The sequence below is a fragment of the Sulfitobacter sp. SK012 genome, assembly GCF_003352085.1.
Lineage (GTDB): Bacteria > Pseudomonadota > Alphaproteobacteria > Rhodobacterales > Rhodobacteraceae > Sulfitobacter.
Genome location: NZ_CP025804.1, coordinates 4656830 through 4682945, shown reverse-complemented (window position 1 = coordinate 4682945; position 26116 = coordinate 4656830). Strand labels below are relative to the sequence as shown.

The 26116-nt window shown below is 53.1% G+C and carries 24 protein-coding genes; 7 read left to right on the top strand and 17 right to left on the bottom strand.

Annotated features, from left to right (window positions below; translation table 11 throughout):
* Positions 1–205 precede the first annotated feature (205 nt).
* Positions 206–2725, bottom strand: coding sequence for an ATP-binding protein (locus C1J03_RS22795; RefSeq protein WP_254694138.1), 2520 nt, complete (start codon positions 2723–2725; stop codon positions 206–208).
* Entirely contained in the window at positions 2722–3450 is a 729-nt protein-coding gene (locus C1J03_RS22790) for a response regulator (protein WP_114888668.1), read from the bottom strand. The genes C1J03_RS22795 and C1J03_RS22790 overlap by 4 nt, the downstream gene beginning before the upstream one ends.
* 237 nt (positions 3451–3687) lie before the next feature.
* On the opposite strand from C1J03_RS22790, the gene C1J03_RS22785 reads away from it, so the two are divergent.
* From C1J03_RS22785 to C1J03_RS22770, 4 genes are all read left to right on the top strand, one after another.
* Positions 3688–4707, top strand: coding sequence for an ABC transporter substrate-binding protein (locus C1J03_RS22785; RefSeq protein ID WP_114888667.1), 1020 nt, complete (start codon positions 3688–3690; stop codon positions 4705–4707).
* Positions 4708–4800: 93 nt separating this feature from the next.
* Positions 4801–6966: an ABC transporter permease gene (locus C1J03_RS22780; protein ID WP_114888666.1), complete on the top strand. Its 2166-nt coding sequence runs from the start codon at positions 4801–4803 to the stop codon at positions 6964–6966.
* A 26-nt stretch (positions 6967–6992) separates the two neighbouring features.
* Positions 6993–8054, top strand: a complete 1062-nt coding sequence (locus tag C1J03_RS22775) for an ABC transporter ATP-binding protein (RefSeq protein WP_114888665.1) — start codon at positions 6993–6995, stop codon at positions 8052–8054.
* A 20-nt stretch (positions 8055–8074) separates the two neighbouring features.
* Positions 8075–8710, top strand: a complete 636-nt coding sequence (locus C1J03_RS22770) for an HAD family hydrolase (protein ID WP_114888664.1) — start codon at positions 8075–8077, stop codon at positions 8708–8710.
* A 271-nt stretch (positions 8711–8981) separates the two neighbouring features.
* Here C1J03_RS22770 and C1J03_RS22765 read toward each other — a convergent pair whose 3' ends face one another.
* From C1J03_RS22765 to C1J03_RS22740, 6 genes are read right to left on the bottom strand one after another with little or no spacing between them, the layout of a single operon-like run.
* Positions 8982–9764, bottom strand: a complete 783-nt coding sequence (locus tag C1J03_RS22765; RefSeq protein ID WP_114888663.1) for an SDR family NAD(P)-dependent oxidoreductase — start codon at positions 9762–9764, stop codon at positions 8982–8984.
* A gap of 35 nt (positions 9765–9799) precedes the next feature.
* Positions 9800–10558 (bottom strand): SDR family NAD(P)-dependent oxidoreductase, encoded by a 759-nt coding sequence (locus C1J03_RS22760; RefSeq protein ID WP_114888662.1) that lies wholly within the window; start codon positions 10556–10558, stop codon positions 9800–9802.
* A gap of 27 nt (positions 10559–10585) precedes the next feature.
* Positions 10586–11398, bottom strand: a complete 813-nt coding sequence (locus C1J03_RS22755) for an ABC transporter permease (protein WP_114888661.1) — start codon at positions 11396–11398, stop codon at positions 10586–10588.
* A gap of 6 nt (positions 11399–11404) precedes the next feature.
* Positions 11405–12256, bottom strand: a complete 852-nt coding sequence (locus C1J03_RS22750) for an ABC transporter permease (protein WP_114888660.1) — start codon at positions 12254–12256, stop codon at positions 11405–11407.
* Between the two features lie 23 nt (positions 12257–12279).
* Positions 12280–13437 (bottom strand): ABC transporter substrate-binding protein, encoded by a 1158-nt coding sequence (locus tag C1J03_RS22745; protein WP_114888659.1) that lies wholly within the window; start codon positions 13435–13437, stop codon positions 12280–12282.
* A 33-nt stretch (positions 13438–13470) separates the two neighbouring features.
* The gene (locus C1J03_RS22740) at positions 13471–14613 is read right to left on the bottom strand and encodes an ABC transporter ATP-binding protein (RefSeq protein WP_114888658.1); all 1143 of its coding nucleotides are present in this window, start codon (positions 14611–14613) and stop codon (positions 13471–13473) included.
* Between the two features lie 84 nt (positions 14614–14697).
* Between C1J03_RS22740 and C1J03_RS22735 the strand changes: the two genes are divergently transcribed.
* Complete coding sequence (locus C1J03_RS22735) at positions 14698–15495, top strand: helix-turn-helix transcriptional regulator (protein WP_254694137.1); 798 nt, start codon at positions 14698–14700, stop codon at positions 15493–15495.
* Positions 15496–15785: 290 nt separating this feature from the next.
* On the opposite strand, the gene C1J03_RS22725 is transcribed toward C1J03_RS22735, so the two are convergent.
* The gene (locus tag C1J03_RS22725) at positions 15786–16100 is read right to left on the bottom strand and encodes a hypothetical protein (RefSeq protein WP_114888656.1); all 315 of its coding nucleotides are present in this window, start codon (positions 16098–16100) and stop codon (positions 15786–15788) included.
* A gap of 118 nt (positions 16101–16218) precedes the next feature.
* Between C1J03_RS22725 and C1J03_RS22720 the strand changes: the two genes are divergently transcribed.
* Positions 16219–16908, top strand: coding sequence for a helix-turn-helix transcriptional regulator (locus C1J03_RS22720; RefSeq protein ID WP_216825885.1), 690 nt, complete (start codon positions 16219–16221; stop codon positions 16906–16908).
* 100 nt (positions 16909–17008) lie between these two features.
* Here the strand turns inward: C1J03_RS22720 and C1J03_RS22715 are convergent, their stop codons facing one another.
* From C1J03_RS22715 to C1J03_RS22685, 7 genes are all read right to left on the bottom strand, one after another.
* Complete coding sequence (locus C1J03_RS22715) at positions 17009–18172, bottom strand: YbfB/YjiJ family MFS transporter (protein ID WP_254694136.1); 1164 nt, start codon at positions 18170–18172, stop codon at positions 17009–17011.
* Between the two features lie 109 nt (positions 18173–18281).
* Positions 18282–18671 carry a monovalent cation/H(+) antiporter subunit G gene (gene mnhG, locus C1J03_RS22710; RefSeq protein WP_114888653.1) on the bottom strand — a complete coding sequence of 130 codons (390 nt, stop codon included), beginning with the start codon at positions 18669–18671 and terminating at the stop codon, positions 18282–18284.
* Entirely contained in the window at positions 18668–18955 is a 288-nt protein-coding gene (locus C1J03_RS22705) for a K+/H+ antiporter subunit F (protein ID WP_114888652.1), read from the bottom strand. Before C1J03_RS22705 ends, mnhG begins: the two co-directional genes overlap by 4 nt.
* Entirely contained in the window at positions 18952–19452 is a 501-nt protein-coding gene (locus tag C1J03_RS22700; protein ID WP_114888651.1) for a Na+/H+ antiporter subunit E, read from the bottom strand. The genes C1J03_RS22705 and C1J03_RS22700 overlap by 4 nt, the downstream gene beginning before the upstream one ends.
* 1 nt (position 19453) lies before the next feature.
* A complete protein-coding gene (locus C1J03_RS22695; protein WP_114888650.1) occupies positions 19454–20998 on the bottom strand; it encodes a monovalent cation/H+ antiporter subunit D in 1545 nt (514 codons plus the stop codon).
* Entirely contained in the window at positions 20995–21351 is a 357-nt protein-coding gene (locus tag C1J03_RS22690) for a Na+/H+ antiporter subunit C (RefSeq protein WP_114888649.1), read from the bottom strand. The genes C1J03_RS22695 and C1J03_RS22690 overlap by 4 nt, the downstream gene beginning before the upstream one ends.
* A gap of 1 nt (position 21352) precedes the next feature.
* Complete coding sequence (locus C1J03_RS22685; protein ID WP_114888648.1) at positions 21353–24232, bottom strand: monovalent cation/H+ antiporter subunit A; 2880 nt, start codon at positions 24230–24232, stop codon at positions 21353–21355.
* Positions 24233–24633: 401 nt separating this feature from the next.
* Here C1J03_RS22685 and C1J03_RS22680 point away from each other — a divergent pair, with 401 nt between their 5' ends.
* Complete coding sequence (locus tag C1J03_RS22680; protein WP_114888647.1) at positions 24634–25353, top strand: SDR family NAD(P)-dependent oxidoreductase; 720 nt, start codon at positions 24634–24636, stop codon at positions 25351–25353.
* Here the strand turns inward: C1J03_RS22680 and C1J03_RS22675 are convergent.
* Positions 25346–26104: an MBL fold metallo-hydrolase gene (locus C1J03_RS22675; protein ID WP_114888646.1), complete on the bottom strand. Its 759-nt coding sequence runs from the start codon at positions 26102–26104 to the stop codon at positions 25346–25348. The genes C1J03_RS22680 and C1J03_RS22675 overlap by 8 nt on opposite strands.
* Positions 26105–26116 lie beyond the last annotated feature (12 nt).

Below are 26116 nucleotides of genomic sequence, written 5' to 3'. Positions count from 1 at the left end.
TACGCACACTAGTACTGAACAACAACGCCGTTTCTTGCGATCGAAACGTCAGACCAACAAGCTCTCCTTGGGCTAATTTTGCGGCTCAACGCGAAGATGGTAGGTTACAGACAGTGACCATATCGGCGCGGTAAAAAACCAAGCCACCCATCTTGAACCAATACCGGACACCGGACCCACTATGGCGTCCGCTATTTTTGGCAGCTCACGAATGCTCTTCTACTTCAAGAGCATCTGCAAGTTTTTCGTATGTGACCGGTTTATCAATGAACACTGTGTAATCGGGCACGGTTTTCTTGGCTGATGATTTGCCCGACATGATGATGGTTTTTGTTGCGGCTTTCGTGCGCGCGGCCATCTCGATGAGGTCAAGACCATCGATGGTCCCGCCTAGATCAAAATCACTAAGCAGCAAATCAAAACGGTTCTGCTGAAGCAATGTCAGCGCATTCTGACCGCTCCCACTCGAAGTAACATCGTATCCGAGATCTTCGAGAAGTTTCCTGACAACTTTCCGCGTCTTCGGGTCGTCTTCAACAAGCAAGGATGTCTTTGCAATAGCGATTTTCGGTTTCTCATTATCAACCGTAGCAAGAGGTAGAAGTACTTCAATTTGTGTACCGCGCGCTACTTTACTTTCTATGTTCAGGTGTCCGCCAGTTTGCCGGATAAAGCCGTATACAATGGACAGGCCAAGCCCAGTTCCACCTTCCGCCTCGCGAGTTGTGAAGAATGGCTCAATCGCGTGATCCAGAATATCCAAAGGCATGCCGTGCCCGTCGTCCTCTATCAATATGCATGCTTGGCTTGTGCTGTGTTGATCCAGTGTGACTTTGATGTGTCCCTCGTCGGCGATAGCGTTATTCGCGTTCAAAATCAGATTTAAAAGCGCGGATTCCAACTGACCGGGGTCCACGCGAACATGCAGCGGCTTCAGTGGTAAAGAGATATCCAGCTCCGCGTTTGGTTTGAGGCCGATTTCAACAAGATCAGCCATGCCCTCGATCAGAACGTTTAGGTTTACCAACTCTGGTGCTAGGCTTTGTTTGCGGGCAAATGCCAAAAGGCGATCAGTCAGAGACGCGCCAAAATCCACGGCATTCCCTATTGAATCGAGGCTATCTTTCGCATCGCTGTGGCCCCGCGTTTCAATCAGATGCGCATGGGTGCGGATGGTGGACAGGATGTTGGCAAAATCATGGGCGGTGTCACCCGCGACCTTACCCAGTGTTTCGATGCGGTCAATTTGTTGGAGCCGATCAGACATCTTGCGACGCTCTGTAACATCAGCCAAGAGCCAGACACGGCCGTCGTCAGGTAATTTGCTTGAACGCAGCTCCAAGACCTGACCGTCTGATGACACAAGTTCGCAAAATCCACGATGATCTTGCATTAGGTCAATCCTCTGTGCCGCTTTCGCAAAACGTCCTTGATGCAGCCAATCGACGAATGAGATCACCTCTTGGGAACTATCCGGTAGGTGCAGAATCTTGGCAAATGCAGGGTTTCTCGCGGATACCCGACCGGTTGGGTCGGCAATGGCAATGCCATCAGAGATGTTCGTGAAAACCTTCTCAAATAAAGCGTTGCGTTGGTCAAGTTGCCGGTTGGATCTGTCCAGCCGCAAGGCATTGGCGCGGAAACTTCGGAATGACCGAAAGAGGTCTCCGATTTCATCCTTACCGCCAAGGCGGCGCGGCAGAGCGCTAGCACGGTCTCCGTTTGCAAGCCGGACCATCGCTGCGGACACGCGTGTGATGTTGAACGTGACGTACCGCGAAACATAGAGTGCCGCAGTCACCGCTAAGACAAGGCTGAGCGCGCTGATGGCTAACACGGAGATGCGCGTCACTCGGATCGTGCGAGATGAGGCCGTCCGCTCACGCGCTAAAAACGCCTCTGCCTGATCTGCGTATTCACCCGCGAGATCATTGATGCGGTTTGCATCATGGCGAATTCGAAAGAGCGCATTCTGCGCAGCAAGGTTACGAGACAGTTCTTGACGACGAAGTTCGAATACGCCCGTACTGCCCCATACGGCAGCTTCTACCCGCCCAAGAAAGCTCTCTTGTTCTTGGGTGAGTTGAGTGGTGTTTACCGCTTCTCGTTGGCGCAAATAATGGCGTTGTTCTTCGCCTACACCGATCAAGTTCCCCGCGTAAGCGGCGTTCAACGCATCTGCGTTCATACTTTGAAGTGACCACCAGATGAGACGCGTCGCGTCATTTTCATTCGGCGAGGCAATCGAGGTCGTCGCTGTGTTCCTAAGGACACCAAGCACGGCAGTTTGAAGCCGCAACTGCGCTTGCAACGCATCAAGACTGCGCGACGCTGCAACGAGATCGGTAACCCCTGCGTTCATACTATCCAGAATGTCGGAAACAGGCGGCTGTTCACCCGGGGCATCACTAAACGGTATCTCTGGCCAATCGGTCCGGACGCGATCCAGAACGGTGAGCAACTTTGCCCCTTCTTGCCCGATCAGAAAATTTGAACGTTGGTTGAGAAGATAAGGCGCAGACGTCGCCAAGTCCGCTGATCGCTTTGACAAGTCCAAAGCCTGGGCAACTTGGCTCAGCGTTTCTCTGTGCAAATCCTGCAAACGGGCATCGACCCGTTGCAATGCAAACCATGTCACTGCGCTGGCCGACAACACGGCAACCGACAATAGCGTTAGGGCCGCCCAAAGCCTGCCGCGCACTGTCCGCAGGCTAAAAAAACTCAATAGCCTGATCCTTCGTTGCCCGTGACAAAGATGTATCCTTGTCCGCGTCTGGTTTGCAGGTGGACTGGCTTGGAGGGGTTTTCCTCAATCTTGCGCCGAAGACGGAGGATCAGAACATCAATTGTGCGGTCCATATAGCGTGTCAGATCGCTGCCAATTTCTGCAAGCAAATCAACACGTGGGATGACCTCATTAGGCCGATCAAGAAAGAAGTCGAGCAAGCGGTACTCGGCATTTGTCAGTGGCACTACAATGCCATCTTGCGTGCTAACGATCTTGTTCACCCGGTCTACGACCAGCCTCCCTAAAGCGGTCTCTTGATCACTTACTGGCGATGGCAATGACATGGCGGTCGACTTACCATACCTGCGCAGAACGGCGCGAATGCGTGCAATCAACTCGCGTGGATTGAAGGGTTTGAGCAGATAGTCATCAGCGCCGATTTCGAGCCCAACAATCTTGTCGGTCTCATCGCCACGACCTGTCAACATCACGATAGGCAAGTCACTGTTACGGCGAATGTTCATGGCCAATTCGAGGCCACTTTCGCCCTTTAGCTGCAAATCGATCAGTACCAGATCGAAGTCGACCGACTTACGGATCACCAAAAAATCAGCGCTACTTTCCATGGGCACCGGATTGAAATGATTTTCGGTCAGCAACGCGACAAGCGCATCGCGCATCCCAACTTCGTCGTCCACAATCCCAATCTTAGCGCGATTCATTTATTAGCTTTCCGTCGACCTGATTATCTAACTACCGGCAATCTGCCCCACAGTCTCAGCTTTATCGTTTCAAATATTACAAAGCAGCGACGCTTTGTAACTCTGTTAACGAGATACATCCCGGCCTGTAGCATTGTTAATGTATGTTCGGTCTACGTTTTCGTCATCGCTCACTATCCTGACCAAGCCGACCGGGGACACATCCGTGGTGGCGTGAAATACTTCTGGGAGGAAGACATGAATAAACTTGGTTTGGTCTCATCAGCGGCATTGATGATTGCGGGCGCAACCGCCGCATCTGCTGATGAAATCAGCGTTGTCTGTAGCGCTGAACAAGATTGGTGCGACTTGATGGTCGCGGCATTTGAAGCTGAAAACCCTGACGCTGACGTGCTGATGGTCCGTAAATCAACTGGCGAAACACTTGCGCAGATCCGGGCTGAATCAGGCAACCCAAAGATCGACGTTTGGTGGGGTGGCACCGGCGATCCGCATTTGATCGCAGCAGAGGAAGGGCTGACCCAGCCTTCGGGCGTTGATACATCGGATTTGCTTGGTTGGGCACAGAACATGTCGTCCATCTCCGATGGCAAAACAGTTGGCATATATGCCGGTGCTTTGGCTATGGCATACAACTCAGAAATATTGGCCGAAAAAGGCGTCGAACCGCCAGCATGCTGGGCGGACCTAGAGGACCCACGCTTCGTCGGCGAAATTCAGGTTGCGAACCCTAACAGTTCAGGCACTGCCTATACTGAACTTGCAACATTTGTTCAGCTTTTTGGCGAGGATGAAGCTTTCGTCAAATTGGCTACCATCGGCAAGAACGTAAACTCATACACCAAGTCAGGCTCAGCTCCCTCAAAAGCGGCCGCGCGCGGCGAAACTGGTGTCTCGATTGGCTTCATGCACGATATGGTCAACCTTGCATCGCAGGGCTTCCCATTGGTCGCCGTCGCACCTTGCGAGGGGACGGGCTATGAGGTTGGTGCTGTCAGCATCATCGAAGGCGCGCGAAACTTTGAGGGTGCCAAGGCTTGGGTCGAGTTCGCCCTACGCGCTGATATTCAATCGCGCGCGCCGGAAACAGGTTCTTTCCAAGTTCCATCAAACTCCAATGCGGAAGTTGCTCCTGAATCGCCCGATCTCGCGTCGATCAAGTTGATCGATTACGACTTCGCAACTTATGGATCGAGCGAAACACGTGCGCGGCTGTTGGCACGTTGGGACTCTGATGTGGGTGATCCTGCAAATTAAGCCTCTCTGTCAGCGTTGCCTGATTTGGTGATGCCGACCATTGGGTGCCCTTTCTTGTAGGGGCACCCTCTCTCCTAATTCACTGGACTTGATATGAAACGAACGGTTCTGTTCTGGCTCGTCGCTGGGCTTGTTGGCTTTGCCTTGCTGCCTTGGCATATGACGGACGCTGGCTTTTTCTCCTTCGAATGGCTAACGGATTCGGAGCCTTCAAGCGGCCTCTCGCTTGTAATCTCTGCAGGTCATTGGTGGTTGGCACCGATTGGTCTTTTGTTGGCAGCAGCTTTAGCTGTTGTGCTCACCTCAAAAAGACCTGTGGCTCGCGCCAAAAATACTCTGGCATTGGCTGCGCTTGGACTTGTTTGGGTCGCGTTGCAGGGTTTGGTGATCGTTCGCGCTGGGCCGCGTGTTCTCGAAGATTTGCTCACAGGTGAAACCATCAATGCTGGTCAATCCGCGATGGGCGTTGGTGCTGCTGTTTGCATCGCGGGGCTATTGTTCGCCCTGACCGTTTCAATGTCCCAATCTGGAAAAGGTCGTGGCGACGCGTTTGTGGTCAGCACGATCGGGCTGATCATCGCGCTTGTCGGTGTCTTTGTATTCTTCCCTGTTATGCACATTTTGGTCCGCGCGTTTGAGGTTGAAAACGGCTACAACTTGACCAGTTTTTTCCCACGGTTCTTTAGCAGTGACATCTGGGGGCTTCGGTGCCTCGCCTCGGACCGTTCCTGCGGTGTGGCCGTCAATTCACTGTTTCTAGCCGTTCTGACGGGCGTAGGCACAACACTCCTAGGTCTGTCTTTCGCGCTGATTTTCACCCGCACCGATTTTCGCGCCAAGAAATTATTGCGGATCCTCACGGTGATCCCAATCATCACACCGCCCTTCGTGATCGGCCTTGCGTTGATACTACTCTTTGGCCGAAACGGTACTGTCACGGATTTTGCAGCAGATCTGTTTGGGATGGAAAAAACCCGCTGGCTGTACGGTTTCTGGGGTGTGTATTTTGCGCAGCTGCTATCCTTCACCCCAATAGCATTTCTGGTGCTAATCGGCGTCGTGCAAGGTGTCAGCCCCTCAATGGAGGAAGCATCCCAGACACTTGACGCGGACCGTTGGCAGACCTTTCGCTATGTGTCCTTGCCGTTAATGCGCCCCGGTTTGGCAAACGCATTCTTGCTAGGATTCATCGAAAGCCTTGCCGATTTTGGGAACCCATTAGTATTGGGCGGTGGGTATTCGGTGCTGTCAACCGAGATTTATTTCGCAATTGTCGGAGCTGTCGCTGACCCAGCCAAAGCTGCCATTCTTGCTATTGCGCTTTTGACGCTCACGCTGTCAGCCTTCCTTCTTCAGCGGATGTGGTTGGGCAAAAAATCCTATGCGACGATCACGGGTAAGGCTGATTCCGGCCAGAACGCATCGCTTAGCCCGATGGTCAAAACACTGTGTTACGGCACTGCATTGCCGTGGGCTGCGCTTACAGCCGTGGTGTATTCGATGATCGTTTTCGGCAGTTTTGTGAAACTTTGGGGATACGATCACAGCTTTACTTTCGCCCATTACATCCGCGCCTTTGGGGTCGACTTCTCAACTGGGCGGCTTTCCGGCGTGGCTTGGGATAGTTACTTTACCACGCTAACAATATCATCGATTGCCGCCCCACTAACCGCGCTGGTCGGGCTCTCAACTGCCTATCTTTTGGTACGTCAAAAATTCGTGGGCAAAGAGTTGTTTGAGTTCTCAACTATGCTCAGCTTTGCCATCCCCGGCACCGTGATCGGTGTCAGCTACATCATGGCCTTTAACTTTCCACCGATTGAACTGACCGGGACAAGTATCATCCTAATCATTGTGTTTGTGTTCCGTAACATGCCCGTCGGTGTCCGCGGTGGCATTGCCGCCATGTCACAATTGGACAAAAGCCTCGATGAGGCCTCAATCACGTTGGGAGCCAATAGCTTTACAACGGTGCGGCGCGTGATCCTGCCCTTGATGGGACCGGCGATATTGGCCGCTCTAACTTACAGCTTTGTGCGTGCGATCACCTCCGTCAGTGCTGTGATCTTCTTGGTCAGCGCCAAGCACAACATGGCGACGTCCTTTATTGTTGGACGGGTAGAGAACGGTGAATTCGGGCTGGCGATTGCCTACTCAGCCGTCCTCATCGTCACCATGCTTGCTGTAATTTTGCTGCTTCAACTTCTTGTCGGATCACGGCGCTTGCGTCGTACTGATCGCGTCCAAACCACGGCTTGAAACCAGGCCAATTACTGGAGAGACCTATGACAAAATCCACCCCTGGTTCCGTGCGCTTTGAGGGCGTCGTCAAGAAATTTGGCGAGGTCACTGCACTCAAGAGCCTTGATCTAATTATTGATCCTGGCAAGCTTGTCACCCTGCTGGGCCCATCGGGATGCGGCAAAACCACGACGTTGCGCTTGATTGCAGGGCTTGAGTTGGCGACATCTGGCAGCATTCATATCGGTGGCGAAGACGTAACTCATCTGACGGCCACTTACCGCAAAGTATCGATGGTGTTCCAATCTTACGCATTATTCCCACACATGACGGTACGCCAAAACGTCGCCTACGGCTTAACCGTCAAATCAATGCCCAAAGCAGAAGCGGCGGAAAAAGCGGAGCATGGACTGGAATTGGTTGGCCTGTCAGGATTTGGCGATCGCTTGCCGAGTGAGTTGTCTGGCGGCCAACAACAACGCGTTGCCGTCGCGCGCGCCATTGTCTTGGAACCTGAAGTTCTGCTGCTGGACGAACCACTCTCAAATCTTGACGCGAAACTGCGCCGCCACGTCCGCGAAGAAATCCGCCAAATTCAGCAACGCCTTGGCCTGACCGCAGTCTATGTGACCCACGATCAAGAAGAGGCGATGGCTGTATCAGACCGCATTATCGTGATGAAAAATGCCGAGATCGCTCAAGAAGGTTCGCCGAACGACCTCTACGAGACGCCGAGTTCTGCCTTCATCGCGGACTTCATCGGAGATGCTAATTTAGCAGACTGCGAAATTGAGAGCGTTTCAAATGGCAAAGCCACAGTGATTTTGGGAAGTGAGAAATATCAAGTCCGTGACGGTGCGCTGCAAAAAGGTAAAGCCAAAATGGTTCTGAGACCCCATAATTTGCATCTGGCGACCGCCGATCAACCCGGAATCAAAGGAGAGGTCAGCTACGCGGCCTACCTCGGCAAAGAAATTCAATACACGGTGGAAAGTCCAATCGGATCACTCTTGGTTATCACTGGCGTGACGGAGAAACCATTCGCACAAGGTGACACCGTTGCAATTCAATTTGACGCAGGCCTTTCACGTCTTGTGGCAGCATAGAATGGAGGCGTTGGTTTACCATGGATAGCATCCTGTTTTCCGGTGGAGTCCAGCGACGGGTCTCGTCAAAGAACTGGCACTCGGAGATCATCGCGGGCGGTTACCGCGCGGTGATTTTTGACTGTGACGGGACGTTGGTCGACAGCAGCGAAACTCATTTTAAATCATTTCAGGCCGCCGTGCGCGCGCAGGGGTATGACTTGAATCGCCGCTGGTATGCACACCGAACAGGCCTTGACCGCCAGTCACTCCTGTCGGCCTTCTCGGCGGATGTGTCGGGACCTTTTGACGTTCACTTGGCGACTCGGCAGAGCATTGATGCGTTTATCAGCACGGCAACTGAAGTGTCGCCCATTGTCGCAACGGTTGAGCTTGTTCAAACGATTGGCCAGTCGCATCCACTGGCAGTGGGAACCAATGCGGAAGTTGAAGTCGCAACCGCCTCCTTGCAGGCGATCAACTTACTGGGGTATTTCGACCTCGTTGTTTCAGTCTCTGATGATCTTCCTGCAAAACCAGCCCCCGACATCTTTACTCGCGCGATCCAAAAATTGGGGTTCCCGGCGGCCAAAACGCTGGTCATTGAAGATTCTGCAGAAGGTGTGCGCGCCGCGGTCGCGGCAGGATCAGATGTCTTTCAGGTCATCCACTGCTGATGTTCGCGATACCCGCGAAAAATATCACATTGGACTCAATTTATCGAAGCGATCTTCGGTGTAGTCGATCATGCTTTGAGCAGTGTCCATTTTACACGTTCATGAACCCCGGCGCTTCGACATCCCCGATGAGAAAAATGACGGCGTTGACCAAGTAACTGTCGGAATTTGAGCACATGGCCGGTCCCTTTCATCGCCGTGGCAGACTGCGAATTGAGGGGAAGCAACTAACGGCTCAAAGTGCAAGCTGGCCGATTGTATCGCCGAAAACTCACCCTTTCGTGTACCATCCATTGTCAACATAGAGCGCATGTCCATTGACGAAGCTCGCATCATCTGAGGCGAGAAATGTTACTGCCGTTGCCACTTCTTCCGGCTCGCAGATACGGCCCTGTGTGGCGACTAGATCGCCATCCTCCCAAGTTTGGCCAGCATCATCAAGCTCCGCAATCTCGCGTAAGCCATGTGCAGTTTTAACAAACCCCGGGCAGACAGCGTTACAGCGAATGCCTTGCTCACGGTATTCCACGGCAATAGTGCGGGCCAGTTGAAGGACAGCGCCTTTGGACATGCAGTATAACGCTTCAAGTGCATATCCGAGTTCCGAGGCGATGGAGGCTGTGATGACAACCGAGCCACCGCCATTCGAAACCATTTCCGGCAATGCACGGCGGCACACCAGAAACGCGGAACGAACATTTATGTCCATTAGTCGATCGTAATCCTCTTCCGTGGATTCGTGCAGGGGTTTGACGATGATGGTACCTGCGTGGTTAAAGAGAATATCATAGGCTCCGATGTCGGCTTTGATGGCATCAAATGCTCCGTCGACTTCCTTCGATTTGGAAACGTCGGCATGATAAAAGTGCCCTGTGCCACCGGCTTGCTCAATCATTTCCACGGTTTCTTTGCCTGCATGCTCCTGAATATCGATGATGACCACCCGCGCGCCTTCACGCGCGAACATAAGGGAAGTCGCGCGCCCGATGCCTGCAGCACCTCCAGTAATGACGGCTGTTTTCCCAACAAGTCGGCCTCTGGATGTCTCGCTCATTTGATGGTTCCTCTCGATCAGGGCCTATTGCCCGTTCAAATACATTCGCCGCCGTCGATGACCAAAGCATGCCCCGTCATGAAGGATGAGTTACCTGATGCAAGGAACACGATCGCGTTGGCGATCTCTTCTACGGTTCCAAAACGCCCCATCGGTATTGTGGTTTCGACATATTCATCTAGCTTTCGGCGCCCGCCCATCTGAATCTCAAACCCGCGGTTGAAAGGCGTGTCGATAAAGCCCGGGCAGAGCGCGTTAAATCGTATGTTTTCCTTGGCGTAGTCGGCCGCCATTTGGCGCGTCATTGCCAACACAGCGTGCTTGGTCGTGGCATAAGCGATCATCTCGCGGTCATATTGCACCCCAGAATTTGAGGACGTGATGATAACGCTTCCACCACCTTGGGCGCGCATGGGGGTGATTGCGGCCTGTGCGGCGACAAAATGTGCACGCACGTTCAGGGCCCATGACGCGTCCAAATCGGCAACCGCCACATCCTCGAGTTTGCCTTCGATTTGAAGGCCCGCGTGGGAATGCAGGATATCTAATCGGCCTTTGACGTGTGCCGCATGTGTGATCGCTGCGGTCAGTGCCTCGTCGTCGGTAACATCCAGTTGGATTGCTTCGGCGGCGCATCCTTCGACATCTAAGGATTGTACCAAAGCCTGTGCGGATTTTAGGTCGCGGTCTGTGACAAAGACATATGCCCCTTCACGCGCCATCGCTTGCGCGCCTGCAGCACCAATGCCGGATCCTGCGCCAGTGACAAAGGCGACTTTGTTTTTAAGAAGCAAAACATATTCCTTTCGTAGCGGTAAGGATCATCGTTTGGCACCACGCCTGAGAATTAGTTGCGCGATGACGAGCATGATCAATGACGCAACCATGACCATGGTACCGATGGCATTGACCTCAGGGGTGATGCCCCGGCGGATGGAGGAAAAGATATAAATGGGCAGTGTCGTTTCCGATCCAGCCACGAAGAAGGCGATGATGAAATCGTCAAAGCTAAACGTGAAACTCAGCAGGAACCCTGCAAGGATCGCAGGTGCGATCAGAGGCAATGTGATTTGGCGGAAAGTGCCAAAGGGCGTGGCGTAAAGGTCGGCTGATGCCTCGTTCAACGCGCCTTCTAACCCTGCAAGACGGGCGCGCACGATGATGATAACAAGCGCGAGGGTGAACATGGTGTGCGCAGCTATCAGTGACCCCATGCCCATCGATAATTGTGGCGCGGCTTCGCCCTCTGGCCACATCGCGGCGAGCCACGGGTTTATGAAGCCGAAGACAGATACCAAGGCAATGAGTGTCGCGATGCCAATCACGATGCCAGGGATCATCACCGCGATGTAAATGAGTGCATCAAAAAATGCGCGGGCTGGCCCACGAATGCCCTGTAACCCGACTGCTGCTAATGTTCCTAAAATGCTGGCGAGTGTCGCGGAAACGAAGGCTACAAACAGGCTGTTGCCAAGTGCATCCATCACAAACGGATTGTTAAGGGCGCGACCATACCATTTGACAGACAGGCCCTCGAGTTGGCTTGCACTCCGGCCTGCGCTGAAACTGAACAGCGCAATGATGGCGATGGGGGTGTAGAGGAAAACGTAGACACATATGGCGTAGATGCGCATAGGACCTCACATTAGCGGTGCGTCTTCGCGCTGACCATTCAGCCGCGAAATCAGACGCATATAAAGGGTGACAGTCACAAGCATGATCACGATCAGCATCACCGCCACAGCGGAACCGTAGGCCCAGTTGCGTGATTGCAAGAACAGATCAACCAGTGCATTGCCTACAAAGAATACCTTGCCTCCGCCCAATAGAGCCGGGATCAAAAACTCACCCATCAAGAGGATGAAGACCAACATACAGCCCGTCGCAATGCCCGAGATAGACATCGGCAATGTCACCTTCAGGAAGGTTGAAAAGGGGTGCGCGCCTAGGTCCGAAGACGCTTCAAGCAGGCGTTTGTCTAGGCGGTCAAGGCTGACATAGATCGGAAAGACCATCAGCGGCAGGTAACCATAAATGATGCCGACCAGCACGGCGAAGGACGTATTGATCAGGCGCACGTCCTCAACCCCCACAATGTCGAGCAAAGCGGGTATACCGCGCCCGCCTAAGATGAAGATCCATGCATAGCTGCGGATTAAGATTGAGGTCCAGAAAGGCACAATCACCAGCACAAGCAGCAGAGTTTTCCATTTGTCACTGGTATGTACTGCAAGCTGATAGGCCAAGGGATAGGCGATTATCAGTGCAGCCAACGTCCCCAGTGGTGCGAGCATCAACGTATTTTTGAAAGCTGTGAACCGCGCTGGAAGATTGGCGTATTGCTCAAATGTGAATGCAGGCACATAGCCGCCTGAAGGCGCGCGCTCGCCAAAGCTGAAAATAAAGACGACTGAGAGTGGCAGCACCAGCATGACCAACAACCAAGTGCCCGCAGGGGCGACTAGAAGCCAGTTTCTTGTGCGCTGTGTCATGTGCTGCCGCTCTCTTTCTTAGTTCAAGCTGACTTGAAACGTGCCATCAACTCGGCCCGATTGGGATCCGTAAGCGTGGCCGCTGCGCCAAATTCAAGTGCGTTCAATAGTTCCGCTGCCGGGTAGAGGATCGGATCGTTCAGCATTTCTTCTGGCAGCAATGCGTTCGTGCGGCTGTCTGCAACAGGATATCCGTGCGCTAGCACTTCGCGTGCGTTCACTTCCGGATCGAGCATGAAGTTGATCAGAGCATAGGCCGCTTCGGTATGTGGTGCGCCCTTAGGGATCGCGTAATAGTCGCTCCACAGCTCGCCGCCCTCTTTCCCCAGAATGTACTGAATATCCGGGATGTCGGTGTTCAACTGCTTGCCGTCACCAGTCCAGCAGATCGTCATCCAAGCATCGCCTGACCGCATCGAAGGTTGATAATCTGAGGAAATTGCAAAGAGATGTGGTTTGACATCAATCAGCAGTTTTTCCGCATCCGCGAGTTCCTTCTCATCGACTGAATTAAAGGAATATCCATGGTAATTCAGCGCGGCACCAATGGTGGTCAACTGATAGTCATGGACCATCGTGCGGCCGGAGAAATCGTCCATCGTACGATCAAAGAAATCTTTCCAGCTGTCCATGGCCTTGCCGCCGGTATGGCTGGTGTTCAACGCAAACCCAGTAGTGCCCCAGTTCTTTGGCACTGCATACAGAACACCGTCGACTGTGCCGGCATCTGCAAAGCGCGGATCAAATGCGCTGGCGTCGTAGTTTGGCAGTTTGGAGACATCAAGAGGCTCGATAAGCCCTTCTTCAACATACGTTGTGATTGTGTAGTTGGTGGGCACATAGACATCCCATCCGCTGCCACCGGCCTGAAGCTTTGCGAGCATTTCTTCATTCGAGCCAAAGACATTCACCTGTAGAAACGCGCCGGTTTTGTCTGTGAACATGTCAAAGTTCGCTTGATCATGGTAGTTTGGCCAAGTGGCAAGGACAACACGATCACCAATATCACCTGCTGCAAAGGCCGGGCTTGCGCGGAGACCTGGCAGGGCGGTCCCCATTACGGCTGAGGCCGCTCCCAATCCGGTAACGCCAAGGAAATGCCGTCGCGTGACAGAGCCTTTCTGATAGCTCCGCAGCTCCTCCATGAACTTCTTCTTAGTGATTTGGGTATCATCTGACATTGTTCAGTTCTCCTTGTTGGGTGGGTTTTAGTCTTAGGTATTTTTCAGAATCAAAGCCGCGTCGGGGTTCCAGTGAATCCACGCGGTGTCGCCTTTTTGCAAAGCATCCAAACTGTTGTCAGATTGTCGGGGTGTCATGACCGCGATGTTGCCAAGTTGGGCGTGACGGACGAGATATTCGGTATGTTCCCCGAGAAAAATCCGGTTCTGGATCGTCACGTTTAACGACCCTGCAGCCTGGGCGCTGCTCATTCGGACTTGCTCTGGGCGGATGCTGACACATGCAGCTTCGCCGACGGACATTACTTCTGAACAGACCGCGTCGTAGGTTTCGCCATCTGCAAGTGAAATCCGTCCTGTCTTTCCTTCAACAGTGGTGATCTGGCCTTCAAAGAAATTGGAAGTTCCAACGAAATCGGCGACGTATCTACTTTGTGGGTGATCATACAGATCGCGTGGCGTGCCAACCTGAACGATTTCACCCGCGCGCATGACACAGATGCGGTCGCTGAGTGACAGGGCTTCTTCTTGGTCATGGGTCACGAGGACAAAGGTGATACCCAGTTGGCGCTGCAGGTCCTGAAGCTCAATCTGCATTTCCTTGCGCAGCTTCCGGTCCAGTGCGGCAAGGGGTTCGTCCAGCAAAAGAAGTTTGGGTTCATTCACGATGGCGCGGGCAAGGGCAACGCGCTGCTGCTGACCACCTGACATTTCCCAGATGCGCCGGTCCTGAAACTCATTCAGTCGGACCGTTTCGAGGACTCGCTGAACTTTATCCGCAATGACGCCGCGCGCCAGTTTCGGACGCTGTTGTTTGAGGCCATACGCAATGTTCTGGCCGACCGTGAGATGCGGAAACAAGGCATAACTCTGAAAGACCATATTGACGGGCCGCTGGTAGGCCTCAAAGCCGGAGACGTCTTTGCTGTCAATCAAGACAGTGCCTTCGGACGGTGTTTCAAATCCCGCAAGCATCCGCAGAGCCGTTGTTTTGCCGCACCCGGATGGTCCCAGAAACGATAGGAATTCTCCGGGAGCAATACTCAGGTCAATATTCTTGACAGCTTGCACGTCATCATAGTTTTTCGACACGCCCCGCAGCTCAGCAACCGGACCTGTTGCCGAGACCTCCTGAGTATATTCATCGTTAGTCGTAATAGTTTTCACATTGTTCATTTAGAGCATATCTCATTGATGGCCTATTCAAGGAAATTTTAGGTCTTTATGTAAATATTCTTTTTGTTATAGATGAGTGAAGGGATGGAAATTTTGATCAGCTGGAACACACAAACCGCACAGATCATCGACAACCTCGAAAGCGATACGCTGCCCGAGATTTTGTCTAAGGCGCTACAAAGCATCGTGGAATTCGACTTCACAGTGGTTTTTGGTTACGTGGGCAATGCCCGTCCGCTAGCGCTCTATGATGATTTTTCGCCTGATCGCAGGGTGATGCATGTGGACGATTATCAAGAGGGACCATACCTGCTTGATCCGTTTTACCTAGCCGCGACAGGCGATGTTGAAGCGGGTCCTTGGCGATTAAAAGAGATTGCGCCTGATCGATTCTATCAAGGTGAGTATTTTCGCAACTATTATGCACGTACGGGTCTGGCTGAAGAGGTGGGTTTTCTAGTCGATGTGCATGAAAATTTGACCATTGTCGTGTCGTTGATGCGCAAGACCCGCAAATTCAGCAAGTCGGAAATGAAGACTCTGAAAGCGGTTTGGCCCGTAATCAACGCCGCCTGCCGCCGGCATTGGCGCGATACGGCGATCGAAGCGCCTGATCAATTGTCCCCTGCAGATACAAACATCGAACGCGCTTTTCTTAAAATTGGCGAAGGTGTTCTGACCCCGCGGGAACGAGAAGTCGTTGAGCTAACCTTGCGCGGACATTCTGCTGATGCTCTAGGGAAGCTGTTGGGAATTTCCTCCGGAACCGTCAGAATTCACAGAAGAAACATCTACGCAAAATTGCGCATAAGTTCGCAAGGCGAGCTCTTTTCTACGTTTATTTCTGCCATCGCTGACACACCGCGCACATCTGTAATCTGACTGCATTGGTGGAGCATTCGTTTGGCTAGATAGGGCGAATTGGGCGTTTCAAACTAGCAAGGGAACATCAGGTACTGCTGCATAAATAATGGCGACCCCAAAACTGGCAATCGCTACAGCCTGCGGCAACCCTTGCAAGAAGTTCGGTACGGGCGCTAACACGAATTCAAGAACAACGGGACAAAGTTCCCATAGGCCGAAGCCGATCGAATGTCTGCTCGAACCGATATTAGATTCCTCTACAAAAGTTGGGTCGGTGGCCCATGTGACAGGGCCACCACCAGTATCCATTAGTAGGTTTCGAGGGACAAATTGACGTCCATCTCCGCTTCTGGATCGAAGTCGCTAAGATCCATCACAGCGAAAAATGCGGCGCAAATCGGCGATTCCATTTCTTTTTTGACCACATCCAAATAATCTTCATGGCTGCGGAACTGGACAATATCCAAGTATGTACCGTCCGGTTTGCGCACCAACTCACGCCGCAGCACACCGGCTTCGTTAGCGACGAAATCCAATTGAAACGTTTTTGAAGCAGCAAGCAGGTTAGCTTCAGTCTTTCCCTGTGCAAGCTTGATCGGGGCTAGAATGGTAACGGGTGACATTAGAAATCTCCTTGGGTTTGATTGGTGTCCTGACCCATGTATTGTCAAATAAGACATTTTATGTCTTATTTCTCTAATGGCACGCGCAAATTCATCAGATAGGCTGAGGCGGCTTGAATTGTTGGCCACTCAGCTAAAACAAGAAGAGTTGTGCACCATCAAAATACTCGCAGATTTGCACGACGTCAGCGAACGGACCATCGCACGTGACCTGCAATTGATGCGTGATCAAGGAATGCCCATCGATGCCGATCGCGGTCGCGGAGGAGGGGTCCGACTTGATCGAAATTGGGGTGTGGGGCGTCTGAATTTGAGCTACCCTGAGGCTGTAGACCTGCTCATAAGTCTCGCAGTTGCAGAGCAGATGAAGTCACCAATGTTTCTAGCAAACCTTGGATCAGTCAGACGTCAATTGATTGCATCATTCTCTTCTGACAAACGCCACAAAGTGAGCGGATTGAAGTCCAGAGTATTAATAGGAAGCACGGCATCAACGTATGTCCAAAGGTCTGTCGTCACGACCAACACTAGAGCGGTTCAGGCCCTGCATCAGGCATTTTTGGATCAACGCGCTTTGACGATCCACTACGAAAACGAAGCCGGTGAAGCTTCAAGGCGGAAGATCGAGCCGCACTATCTGCTCCTAAATTACCCTGTGTGGTACGTAATGGCTTTTGATCATCTTCGGGAAGCGCCTCGTGCGTTTAGATGCGACCGACTCGTAGCCGCCGAAGTCTCTGAAATTCGGTTTCGATTGTTGCCGAAGGACCATTTCAAACAGTCTCTGGAAGGAAACGCCGTTATTTAGCTGGTTCATGATGTCCCAGCAGCAGGCCATTGTTGCCGAGTATAATTTGGTAGGCTTGGCGCCGGTTTCGAAAGCCCTTGAGGCGGAGCCCACATCGCGTTCACAGCGGTTTTTGAAAAGACGCTATGACAGCGCCGATCAAAAGCAGCCCAGCGGCAGCCAGTAGGCTGAAGCCGATATTTCCAAAGAAGTCGCCGAGCAGGCCGGCTCCAATCGGCCCGAGGGTTTGGGCCACCGCGAACACGACAGTAAACAGGCTGATCGCGTGTCCCCAACTTTCGGCCGGGAGGTTTTTGCGGGTGAAGTTTGTAACGGCGCTGGGTGCCATAAACACACTTAATCCGAACACGACCGCTGAGACTATTGATGTCAGGCTTCCGGGTGCCAGCACGGGCAAAGCGGACCCTACGGCGATCCCTACCAAGATCAACGAAAGCGGCAGGCCCGAGGCATGGCGCGCAAGGACGCGCCGCCAGACAAATGGTGAAAAGCAGATACTCAGGCCAAGTAGAACCCAGATCATGGCTATGAACGGAGCGCCTGCGTCCTGTTCCGTCATCCAAGCAGACAGAAAGGTTAGATACACAATGTACCCAAGCCCAAACCCTGCATATCCAGCAAATTCTGGTAACATCCTGCGTACTGGCAAGGGTCGAGCAAGAGAGAGCAGCAAGGGGGCCGTGCGCAGTTGTGTGGCTGACCATAGGCCTACGGGCAAGAAAATGAGGCTAATCATTCCGATTATAACCCAGCCGATTGGCCAGGCCGCTGGGCCGTAAGCATCCAGCATCAATGGTAATGCCGATCCGGCCAATACGATGCCTAATCCCCCGCCTACTCCGAACAATATCGCGATGGCGAGCGCGTTTCGGCGCGGATCATTTTGGAACAGACCAGCAGTCAATGCACCTGCTGTGGCAAAGGACATCGCGCCACAAACGCCAGCAAAAATGCGCCAAAGTGACTGCCACCAAAGGGCATCATTCATGCCAGTTGCTAGAAGCGAAATTGTCGTTGTGATCAAGCCAAAGGCAAACAAGCTGGAAGGCGAGATATGCCGTATAAAGGCCATCGTTAGCGCTGCACCTCCAATGTAACCAAGAGCATTCGCAGTGTTCAACCAGCCCGCCTGTGCATAGCTCCAGCCCATCTCGGACTGCATCGCTGGCAACAGCAGACTATAGGCAAACCGTGCAAACCCGTTTGTCACGGTCACACCAAGCGCTAGCCCCACCAGCACAAGCCATTGTCGGGTTGGCGTCATGCCCATGACTGGCCTGACAATTGGATTGTGTGATTATTTTGACTGCGACGGCTCATCAGACTTCTCTCTGCGGTAAGAGAACCACGCGACACTGACATCTTTAGGATACCTAGAGGTCCGGCACGCCTTCGATCTCTTGATCCTCTTCGGGCGTGTTCAGTGTCGACCACATATCGTCGAGCGGCGGTGAGGGCGGCGTTTCGCAAGACCGACGGTGGATGTTGACCTTGGCGATAAAGTTTGCCGAAACAGGTGCCGTTACAAATAGAAACGCCATGATCAACAGCTCGTGGAAGGATGTTTCGCCCAATGTGAATGTATGGATCATGGAGGCTAACAGCAACATGCCGATCCCAATCGTGCCAACCTTGGTAGGCGCATGCAAACGTGTCATTGGGTCGTTGAATTTCAGAAGTCCAATAACACCGACGATCACAAAGCCTGACCCAATCAGCAAACAAATGGCAGTGGCATATGTTCCGATAATTTCAGCGGTCATTCGATGATGTCCCCCCGTAGAATGAAGCGCGCCAACGCCACGGTGGACACAAACCCCAACATGGCAATCAACAAGGCGACTTCAAAGTAAATTTGAATGCCTTGATGAATACCCAGAAGGACCACAAAGCCCAAGGCATTGATGACCATCGTATCAAGTGCCAAAATCCGGTCCCCGATAGTCGGTCCGAGCACCAGCCTTACCATTGAGAGCGCTTGGCCAAGGGCCAGCGTTACAAAGGCGATGATGAGTGCAGTATCCATAACCCACAAAGCTGTTGTCATGAGAAAATCTCCTTCAGCCGGCTTTGGTAGCGTGTCATGATATCATCGCGAACAGCATCAGGATCATCGGTATGCAGAACATGGACCAACAAGCTGTTACCTTCGCTGGACAAATCAGCGGACACTGTCCCCGGCGTCAGCGTGATGGTGCCTGCAAGCATCGTAATCGCCTCGGGTTGTCGCAATTCAAGCGGAACTATGATCCAAGCGGGCCTTAGCTTTGAATTGGGGACGGTCAGGACGATCCAGGCAACTTGTATATTGGCGACTATGATATCCCAGATCACAATACAGCCGTAGCTGACCATTTTGCTCAGGTGAAAACCTGTTGGGGTTTCCGGCCACCAAACGGATGTCACGCGGGGGATAACGATGCCCAAGAAAACCCCAAATACAACCATCCCGGCAGAGACTTCATTTTGAAGTATTACCCAAACAACAACCAAAAGCAGCGTCAGTATTGGGTGAGGCAGTAGCCAACGGATTACACGTGCCATATCAATGCTCCTCCTTGGAGGGTTTGCTAAGCTTGCCAGCTGTATCTAGAACCATAGCCTTGTAAGGTTCAGGTGCAAAAAGCTGTGCGGCCATAGTTGTCGTATAGCCATGCACCTGTCCTGCAAAAACAGTATGTGCAATTAACAGCGAGATCAGCCCGCCAACAGCCACATAAGACAGCGCTGCGGGGTGGGGCAGCGCAGAAGTTTCATCGGTTGGCGGTACGCTGGTTGATTTCCAGAACAGCACGGACCCTGCGCGCGCAAAACCTAGAATGCTGATCAGGCTTGAGCTTAGAACGACAATCCAAATCCAGACCATAAGATCTGAATCATACGATGCATTGAGCACCAGCAGCTTACCTAGAAATCCTGACAAAGGTGGCAATCCAGCCATCGCAATCGCACCAACGAAAAACAGCCCGGCGGTGAGTGGGGCGCCTGCAATAGTCGGTTGGGGCGTGATTTCCAGATCGGTGCGCCCGGTCCGGACCAGATCAGAGATTAAGAACAGTACCGCACCTGCCAGCGTCGAATGCACGATGTAATAGAGTGCCGCGGCAATCCCTTCCGGGGTAAAGAGCGCGATAGAGATCATCACCATGCCCATTGAACCGATAACAGAAAACGCGACGAGCCGATCCAGACGCTTGGCGGCCAAAACACCGATCATGCCGATGGCAAGCGACACCAGAGCCGCGGGCAAAAGCCAAAGACCAAAGAGCCCAGCCGTTGCTTCAAGGTCGGGCGGGAAAATCATGGTGTAAACGCGGATGATCGCATAGGCGCCCACCTTTGTCATGATGGCAAAAAGGGCTGCAACAGGCGCAGGCGCTTCGGCGTAGCTGGACGGCAGCCAGAAATGCAGCGGTACAACCGCAGCTTTGATCGCAAATACCAGCAGCAAAAGAACTGCGGCGATACGTATTCCGACAGTCTCATCTGGACTGATCAGCGCAACGCGCTCTGCAAGATCGGCCATGTTGAGCGTGCCAGTTTCGGCATAGATCGACCCAAGCGCGAAAAGGAACAGGGTCGAGCCGATAAGATTAAAGAGCACGTATTGTACGCCGGCGCGCAACCGCGCATCGCCACCTGCATGGATCATCAGACCGTAAGAGGCGATCAAGAGAACTTCGAAAAAGACAAAGAGGTTAAAGAGGTCGCCCGTCAGAAACGCGCCCATAATCCCCATCAGCTGGAACTGGAATAGCGCATGGAAATGTCGGCCCCGATCGTCCCAACCTGATCCAATGGCATAGAGCAAAACGAACAGTGCAAGAACCGCCGTCAACAGAACCATCATCGTCGACAGCCGGTCCGCGACCAGAACAATACCAAAAGGCGCTGCCCAATCACTCAGCTGATACAGCGTGATCGTGCCATCAGAAGCTTGCCAAGCGAGCCCCGCTGCGATGGTGATCAGCGCAAGGACGCCAGTCACGGAAAACACCCGTTGGATGCCTATATGATAACGCGCGGCCAGAACGATAAAGGGCGCTAGCAAGGCTGGCAAAACGATAGGCGCGATAATCCAATGTGTCATGAATTGCCCTCCGTTTCACCATCAATGTCGACGGGTTGGTCATCCACATGGTCGTCATCAGAGCCAAGATAGGCACCAAGACCGATCATCACGACAACCGCCGTCATCCCAAACGAAATGACGATAGCTGTCAGAACCAGTGCTTGTGGCAAAGGATCAGTATAAACGTCGACCCCATCGCGCAAAATTGGTGGGGCTCCGATCGTTAACCGGCCTGAGGCGAATAAAAACACGTTCACCGCATAGGTCAGCAGCGAGATACCCATAATAACTGGGAACGTCCGCAAGCGGAGCGTTAGATAGATACCGCCAGCGGTCATGATCCCAATGGCTGAAGCAACGAGCATTTCCATATCACACGCCCTCCTTTACGGATGCGGCGGGGTCAGCAGGCGGATCATCTCGGGATGGATCGATATCCATGGGATGATCGCTGTCTGGTACATGTGCGCGCCGTGCAAGGCGCGAGAAGCTCTCGAGCGACAGCATAACGGCACCAACCACCGCAAGGAAAACGCCAAGATCAAAGAGCGCTGCGGTCGCGAGTTCGAATTTCTCGAAAGGTGGGATGCGCACATACGTGAAATCTGATGTGAGGAAAGGTTTACCCACAAACCAAGAGCCGATACCCGTGGCACCTGCAATCAACACGCCTGCGCCGATGACCCCATGATATGGATATTTCAGGCGCGCGGAGGCCCACGAGAATCCGCTGGCCATATATTGCATCACCACGGCGATTGATACGATCAACCCTGCAATAAACCCGCCACCGGGCTCGTTATGACCGCGCCAAAAGATGTAGAAGCCAACCAGAAGCACCACTGGCATTATAACCCGTGTCAGCACGACCATCATCATAGGATGCATGTCGCCAGCACGTGGTTGGTCGGGTTTACGGTTCAGCAACCTGGCACGCACAGGCCCGCCCAATAAGGTCTCTGTCAGGGCGTAGATCAGCAAAGCGGCGATCCCCAAAACGATGATTTCGCCGTAGGTGTCAAATCCACGGAAGTCGACGAGGATCACGTTGACCACATTGGTCCCGCCGCCACCTTTATAGGAGTTGGCCAAATGGAATTCCGAGATGGGCGAGCTGACCGCATCACGCAGAAGATAGTGGTAAGCCAGTGCAAATGTTGCAAGGCCGCCTGCAACCCCGATAGCCGCATCACGTACCCGGCGCAGAACTGAACTTTCTACCGGTGTACGGTTTGGCAAAAAGTTAAGCGCGAGCAAGAGCAGGATGATCGTCACAACCTCAACGGTGAATTGCGTCATGGCCAAATCGGGCGCGCTGAAGAAGACAAAGCCGATTGAGACCATAAGCCCGACAATGCCAATGAGGATAAGCGACAAAAAGCGGCTCCGGTGCATTAGAACAAGTCCAGCGGTTGCAGCCACCAGCATTGCCCAACCAGCAATTTCGACAGGACCAGCGGCCTGCATTGTGCGGGTTTGTGGCCCGACCGTGCCAGACATCCATGCGTGCAGGCCAAGGGCAATAATCGTAACTGATCCGATAGCCGCGTAACGGGAAAATGAGCCGTTGTGCAATGGAAGTATCACCCCCTTTGCCAACCGCACGGAGACCCCGATGATGACGTCAAAAATCGTTTTAGCTTCGGGCCGGGGCGTTGCATCCCAAAACCGCAATGTTGGATTGAAAATCATCAACATCATCAGGCCACCAACCGTTGCAATGATCGACATATAGAGTGCTGGAACAAACCCGTGCCAAATCTTGAAATGAGCATTTGGTACCGGGACCTCACCACCTAATACGGAGGCGGTGACCATTTTCACGAAGGGCTCCGCTACGAATGGTGCGACGCCAATCACAACAACTAAGACCACCAGAATACCTGGCGGTAGCCATAGGCCGACGCCCGGATCATGCGGCTTGGCTGGATAGTCGTCGCGCACTGGGCCAAGGAAAACATGGCCGATCAAACGGAAACAATAGGCTGCAGAAAAGATCGATCCAGCCGTTGCCATAACCGGTACTAGCAATGGCCAACCGAAGAGCACTGTATGGTTGGCTTCCTCCAGCATCATCTCTTTTGAGAGAAACCCATTAAGGAGCGGAATGCCTGCCATCGACAGGGCGGCCAGACACGCGATCACGAACGTGACCGGCATCAGTTTTCGCAAACCACCTAGGCGTCGGATGTCGCGGGTGTGCGCCTCGTGATCAATGATTCCAGCGGACATAAACAGCGCGGCCTTAAAGGTCGCGTGGTTGAGGATGTGAAACACCGCCGCCATGGCACCAAAGGCGGTGCCGGTCCCAAGTAACATGGTGATTAGACCCAAATGGCTGACCGTTGAGAAAGCCAAAAGCGCCTTCAGGTCGTGCTTAAAGAGCGCAATAACCGCGCCCAGAATCATGGTCACAAGCCCGGCCGTTGTGACGATCATGAACCATTCAGGTGTACCTGAAAGCACTGGCCACATCCGCGCCATCAAGAAGATGCCAGCTTTTACCATCGTCGCCGAGTGCAGGTAGGCGGAAACAGGGGTGGGTGCGGCCATCGCGTGCGGTAGCCAAAAGTGAAACGGGAACTGCGCCGACTTGGTAAAACAGCCCAGCAAGATCAAGATCAGTGCGGGTACATAAAGCGGGTCCGCCTGGATCAATTCGCGATGCTGGAGAATGACGCTCAGGTCATAGCTGCCGACGATCTGTCCCAAAATCAGCATGCCACCGATCATCGCGAGGCCACCCATGCCGGTTACCGTCAAGGCCATCCGCGCGCCTTGCCGACCCTCCGGCAGATGTTTCCAATACCCAATCAACAAGAAGGACGAGAGCGATGTGAGTTCCCAGAAAACCAAAAGCAAAAGGATGTTGTCGCTCAGAACGATCCCAACCATCGCGCCTTGAAAAAGCAGCAGGTAGGTAAAAAACTGGCCCATATTGTCGTCACGGCTAAGGTAATTCCGCGCATAAGCGATGATCAGTAGCCCGATCCCAAGGATCAACAGGGCAAAGAAAAAGCCCAACCCATCTAGCATCAAGGTAAAATTCAGGCCTAAGATCGGCATCCAATCGACCCGCGCCATCACCACCTCGCCAGCCAGCACCGTCGGCAGGTTCGTCAGCAGACCGATAAACGCTGCAAGCGAGACAGTGAACGTCACGCCAGCGCAGGCGGATCGACCAGCGGAATTCATGATACCCGGAAGCAACGCTCCAAAGAATGGCAGGGCAACGATAATGAAAAGGGACACGTAAACTCCTGGCGTTATGGGTTCGTCAACTTGCGCAGAACTGCATCAGAAATGCAAAAGTTTCATAGCATTCAAAGGGTTTTTTTGAAACTTCTAGATTTGCCAAAGTTCCTGCTGGCCGCAAGTGGAAAACGTCGAGTGCTTTGCGTGGAGGGATTGTTTACTTAGTTTGTGGTCGAACTGGTCAAAGTGCCGCATGCTGCTTGCCGGTATCGCTTCGGGTATCCAGGGAAGTGGGTCACACAAAGAGCTTGGTTTCATTTGGCGCGATGCGTCAAATGTATACTTTGCGGATGCGTGACTTGAGCGATCGGGCCGGCCCTCAGCTTGCGCCGAAAAATTGCGACGTCTACACTTAACGACATGAGGCAGAACGCCAACCGAGGGGAATTGCGGGACTGATGAAGATAGCAATCGTAACAGGAGCCGCTGGCGGCATGGGGCGCGCGATTTGTGCGCGATTGATTGCAGACGGGATGCATGTGGTCGGGCTTGATATCGATGCGCACGGCTTGGCTGAAATGGCGCAGGACGGGTTCGAGGCGGCGACCACAGATTTAATGGATGCAGAGGCGATCAAGGCGACGTTTGCACAGATTGCAACAAAGCACGGCGGCATTGATGCATTGGTTAACAACGCCGGCACCTGCTTTATGTCTGAATTCCCCGATATTCCGGCAGATGAGTTCGAGCAGCAGATGAAGCTCAACTTTACCGGTGCGTTCTACTGCTGTCAGAAAGCGATTAAACTGATGGCCGGCCGTGAAGGCGTCCGCAAGATCGTCAATATTTCATCTAATGGGGCGTATAATTTCGATGTGTTTGACCCGCCGCATTACCGTGCTTCGAAGGCCGCCCTTGATACGCTGACCAAGGACCTAGCGCGGCGTTATGCGCATGAGAAAATTGCGGTAAATTCAATCGCGCCTGCCATGACGGAGACGCCGCTTTTTGGTGTCTTGAGTGAAGAAGTGTTGGCGAAGGCCATTGCTCAAATGCCGCATGGCCGCGCAATGCAACCAGCTGAGATAGCCGCTTGGGTTGGTTTTCTGATTTCGCCAGCAGGCGATGTATCAAGCGGGAATGTCATTATCCTCAACCAAGGGCGCGACGTCAGGTAAACCAATTCGGTGCTTTGCGCAGCGTCGGCCATTGCTCGGGGCTGTGGCCATAGATGACCAATGCATCGCGCTCGGAAGCCAGTTGCATCAGGCGGTCGCCGTGGTGGATCGCCAGTGGAACATTCCAAGATCCTGCAAACTTCTCGTCCACCTCACTGGCACGACTAATCGCATCTGAGGTGAGCAGGACGGCACCTGTCTTGGGCAAATCGATGAGGAAAGCCAACTGCCCGGGCGCATGGCCTGGACAGAGCAATACTTTGAACCCATCGCCCAACTCCATGTCAGCATCAACCAACGCGTAGTCAGCACCTGGCCAATCCATCGTCTGTTTGCCTGACCAATAAAGCGGCCGAGGTAAGGCGCGCTCTGCTGCGGAAATCAGAATTGGAACACCCGGAAATCCCGCCATGTCGCCAACGTGATCGATATGGGTATGGCTTTGAATCATGAGAGTGACGTCAGATTTCGCGAGCCCCAGTTTTGCCAATTGTGGGCCCGCCATATTATCAGTTGTAACTGATAAGACGCGGCCCAAACTGCCAAGGTCATCCTCAATGGTCGCGGCTTCAGCATCCTGCGCGTATTTTGCGGGAAATCCTGTGTCGATCAGTACCGTTTCATCTGCATCGGTTTGAATGACAAAGCCACAAATGCCGATAACCCGGTTGTTCGCGTGCACTTGAAACAGTCCGTAATCCAGCACCGCAAGCCGTTTTGGTTTGCCCTTCAGCGCAACTTCGATACTCATAGAAAAGTCCCC

What these genes read in the sequence shown, in the direction of transcription:
- C1J03_RS22790 (WP_114888668.1), bottom strand. Translation starts at nt 3,450, where the DNA reads ATGAATCGCGCTAAGATTGGGATTGTGGACGACGAAGTTGGGATGCGC.
- C1J03_RS22785 (WP_114888667.1), top strand. Translation starts at nt 3,688, where the DNA reads ATGAATAAACTTGGTTTGGTCTCATCAGCGGCATTGATGATTGCGGGC.
- C1J03_RS22780 (WP_114888666.1), top strand. Translation starts at nt 4,801, where the DNA reads ATGAAACGAACGGTTCTGTTCTGGCTCGTCGCTGGGCTTGTTGGCTTT.
- C1J03_RS22775 (WP_114888665.1), top strand. Translation starts at nt 6,993, where the DNA reads ATGACAAAATCCACCCCTGGTTCCGTGCGCTTTGAGGGCGTCGTCAAG.
- C1J03_RS22770 (WP_114888664.1), top strand. Translation starts at nt 8,075, where the DNA reads ATGGATAGCATCCTGTTTTCCGGTGGAGTCCAGCGACGGGTCTCGTCA.
- C1J03_RS22765 (WP_114888663.1), bottom strand. Translation starts at nt 9,764, where the DNA reads ATGAGCGAGACATCCAGAGGCCGACTTGTTGGGAAAACAGCCGTCATT.
- C1J03_RS22755 (WP_114888661.1), bottom strand. Translation starts at nt 11,398, where the DNA reads ATGCGCATCTACGCCATATGTGTCTACGTTTTCCTCTACACCCCCATC.
- C1J03_RS22750 (WP_114888660.1), bottom strand. Translation starts at nt 12,256, where the DNA reads ATGACACAGCGCACAAGAAACTGGCTTCTAGTCGCCCCTGCGGGCACT.
- C1J03_RS22745 (WP_114888659.1), bottom strand. Translation starts at nt 13,437, where the DNA reads ATGTCAGATGATACCCAAATCACTAAGAAGAAGTTCATGGAGGAGCTG.
- C1J03_RS22740 (WP_114888658.1), bottom strand. Translation starts at nt 14,613, where the DNA reads ATGAACAATGTGAAAACTATTACGACTAACGATGAATATACTCAGGAG.
- C1J03_RS22735 (WP_254694137.1), top strand. Translation starts at nt 14,698, where the DNA reads ATGGAAATTTTGATCAGCTGGAACACACAAACCGCACAGATCATCGAC.
- C1J03_RS22725 (WP_114888656.1), bottom strand. Translation starts at nt 16,100, where the DNA reads ATGTCACCCGTTACCATTCTAGCCCCGATCAAGCTTGCACAGGGAAAG.
- C1J03_RS22715 (WP_254694136.1), bottom strand. Translation starts at nt 18,172, where the DNA reads ATGACGCCAACCCGACAATGGCTTGTGCTGGTGGGGCTAGCGCTTGGT.
- mnhG (WP_114888653.1), bottom strand. Translation starts at nt 18,671, where the DNA reads ATGACCGCTGAAATTATCGGAACATATGCCACTGCCATTTGTTTGCTG.
- C1J03_RS22705 (WP_114888652.1), bottom strand. Translation starts at nt 18,955, where the DNA reads ATGACAACAGCTTTGTGGGTTATGGATACTGCACTCATCATCGCCTTT.
- C1J03_RS22700 (WP_114888651.1), bottom strand. Translation starts at nt 19,452, where the DNA reads ATGGCACGTGTAATCCGTTGGCTACTGCCTCACCCAATACTGACGCTG.
- C1J03_RS22695 (WP_114888650.1), bottom strand. Translation starts at nt 20,998, where the DNA reads ATGACACATTGGATTATCGCGCCTATCGTTTTGCCAGCCTTGCTAGCG.
- C1J03_RS22690 (WP_114888649.1), bottom strand. Translation starts at nt 21,351, where the DNA reads ATGGAAATGCTCGTTGCTTCAGCCATTGGGATCATGACCGCTGGCGGT.
- C1J03_RS22680 (WP_114888647.1), top strand. Translation starts at nt 24,634, where the DNA reads ATGAAGATAGCAATCGTAACAGGAGCCGCTGGCGGCATGGGGCGCGCG.
- C1J03_RS22675 (WP_114888646.1), bottom strand. Translation starts at nt 26,104, where the DNA reads ATGAGTATCGAAGTTGCGCTGAAGGGCAAACCAAAACGGCTTGCGGTG.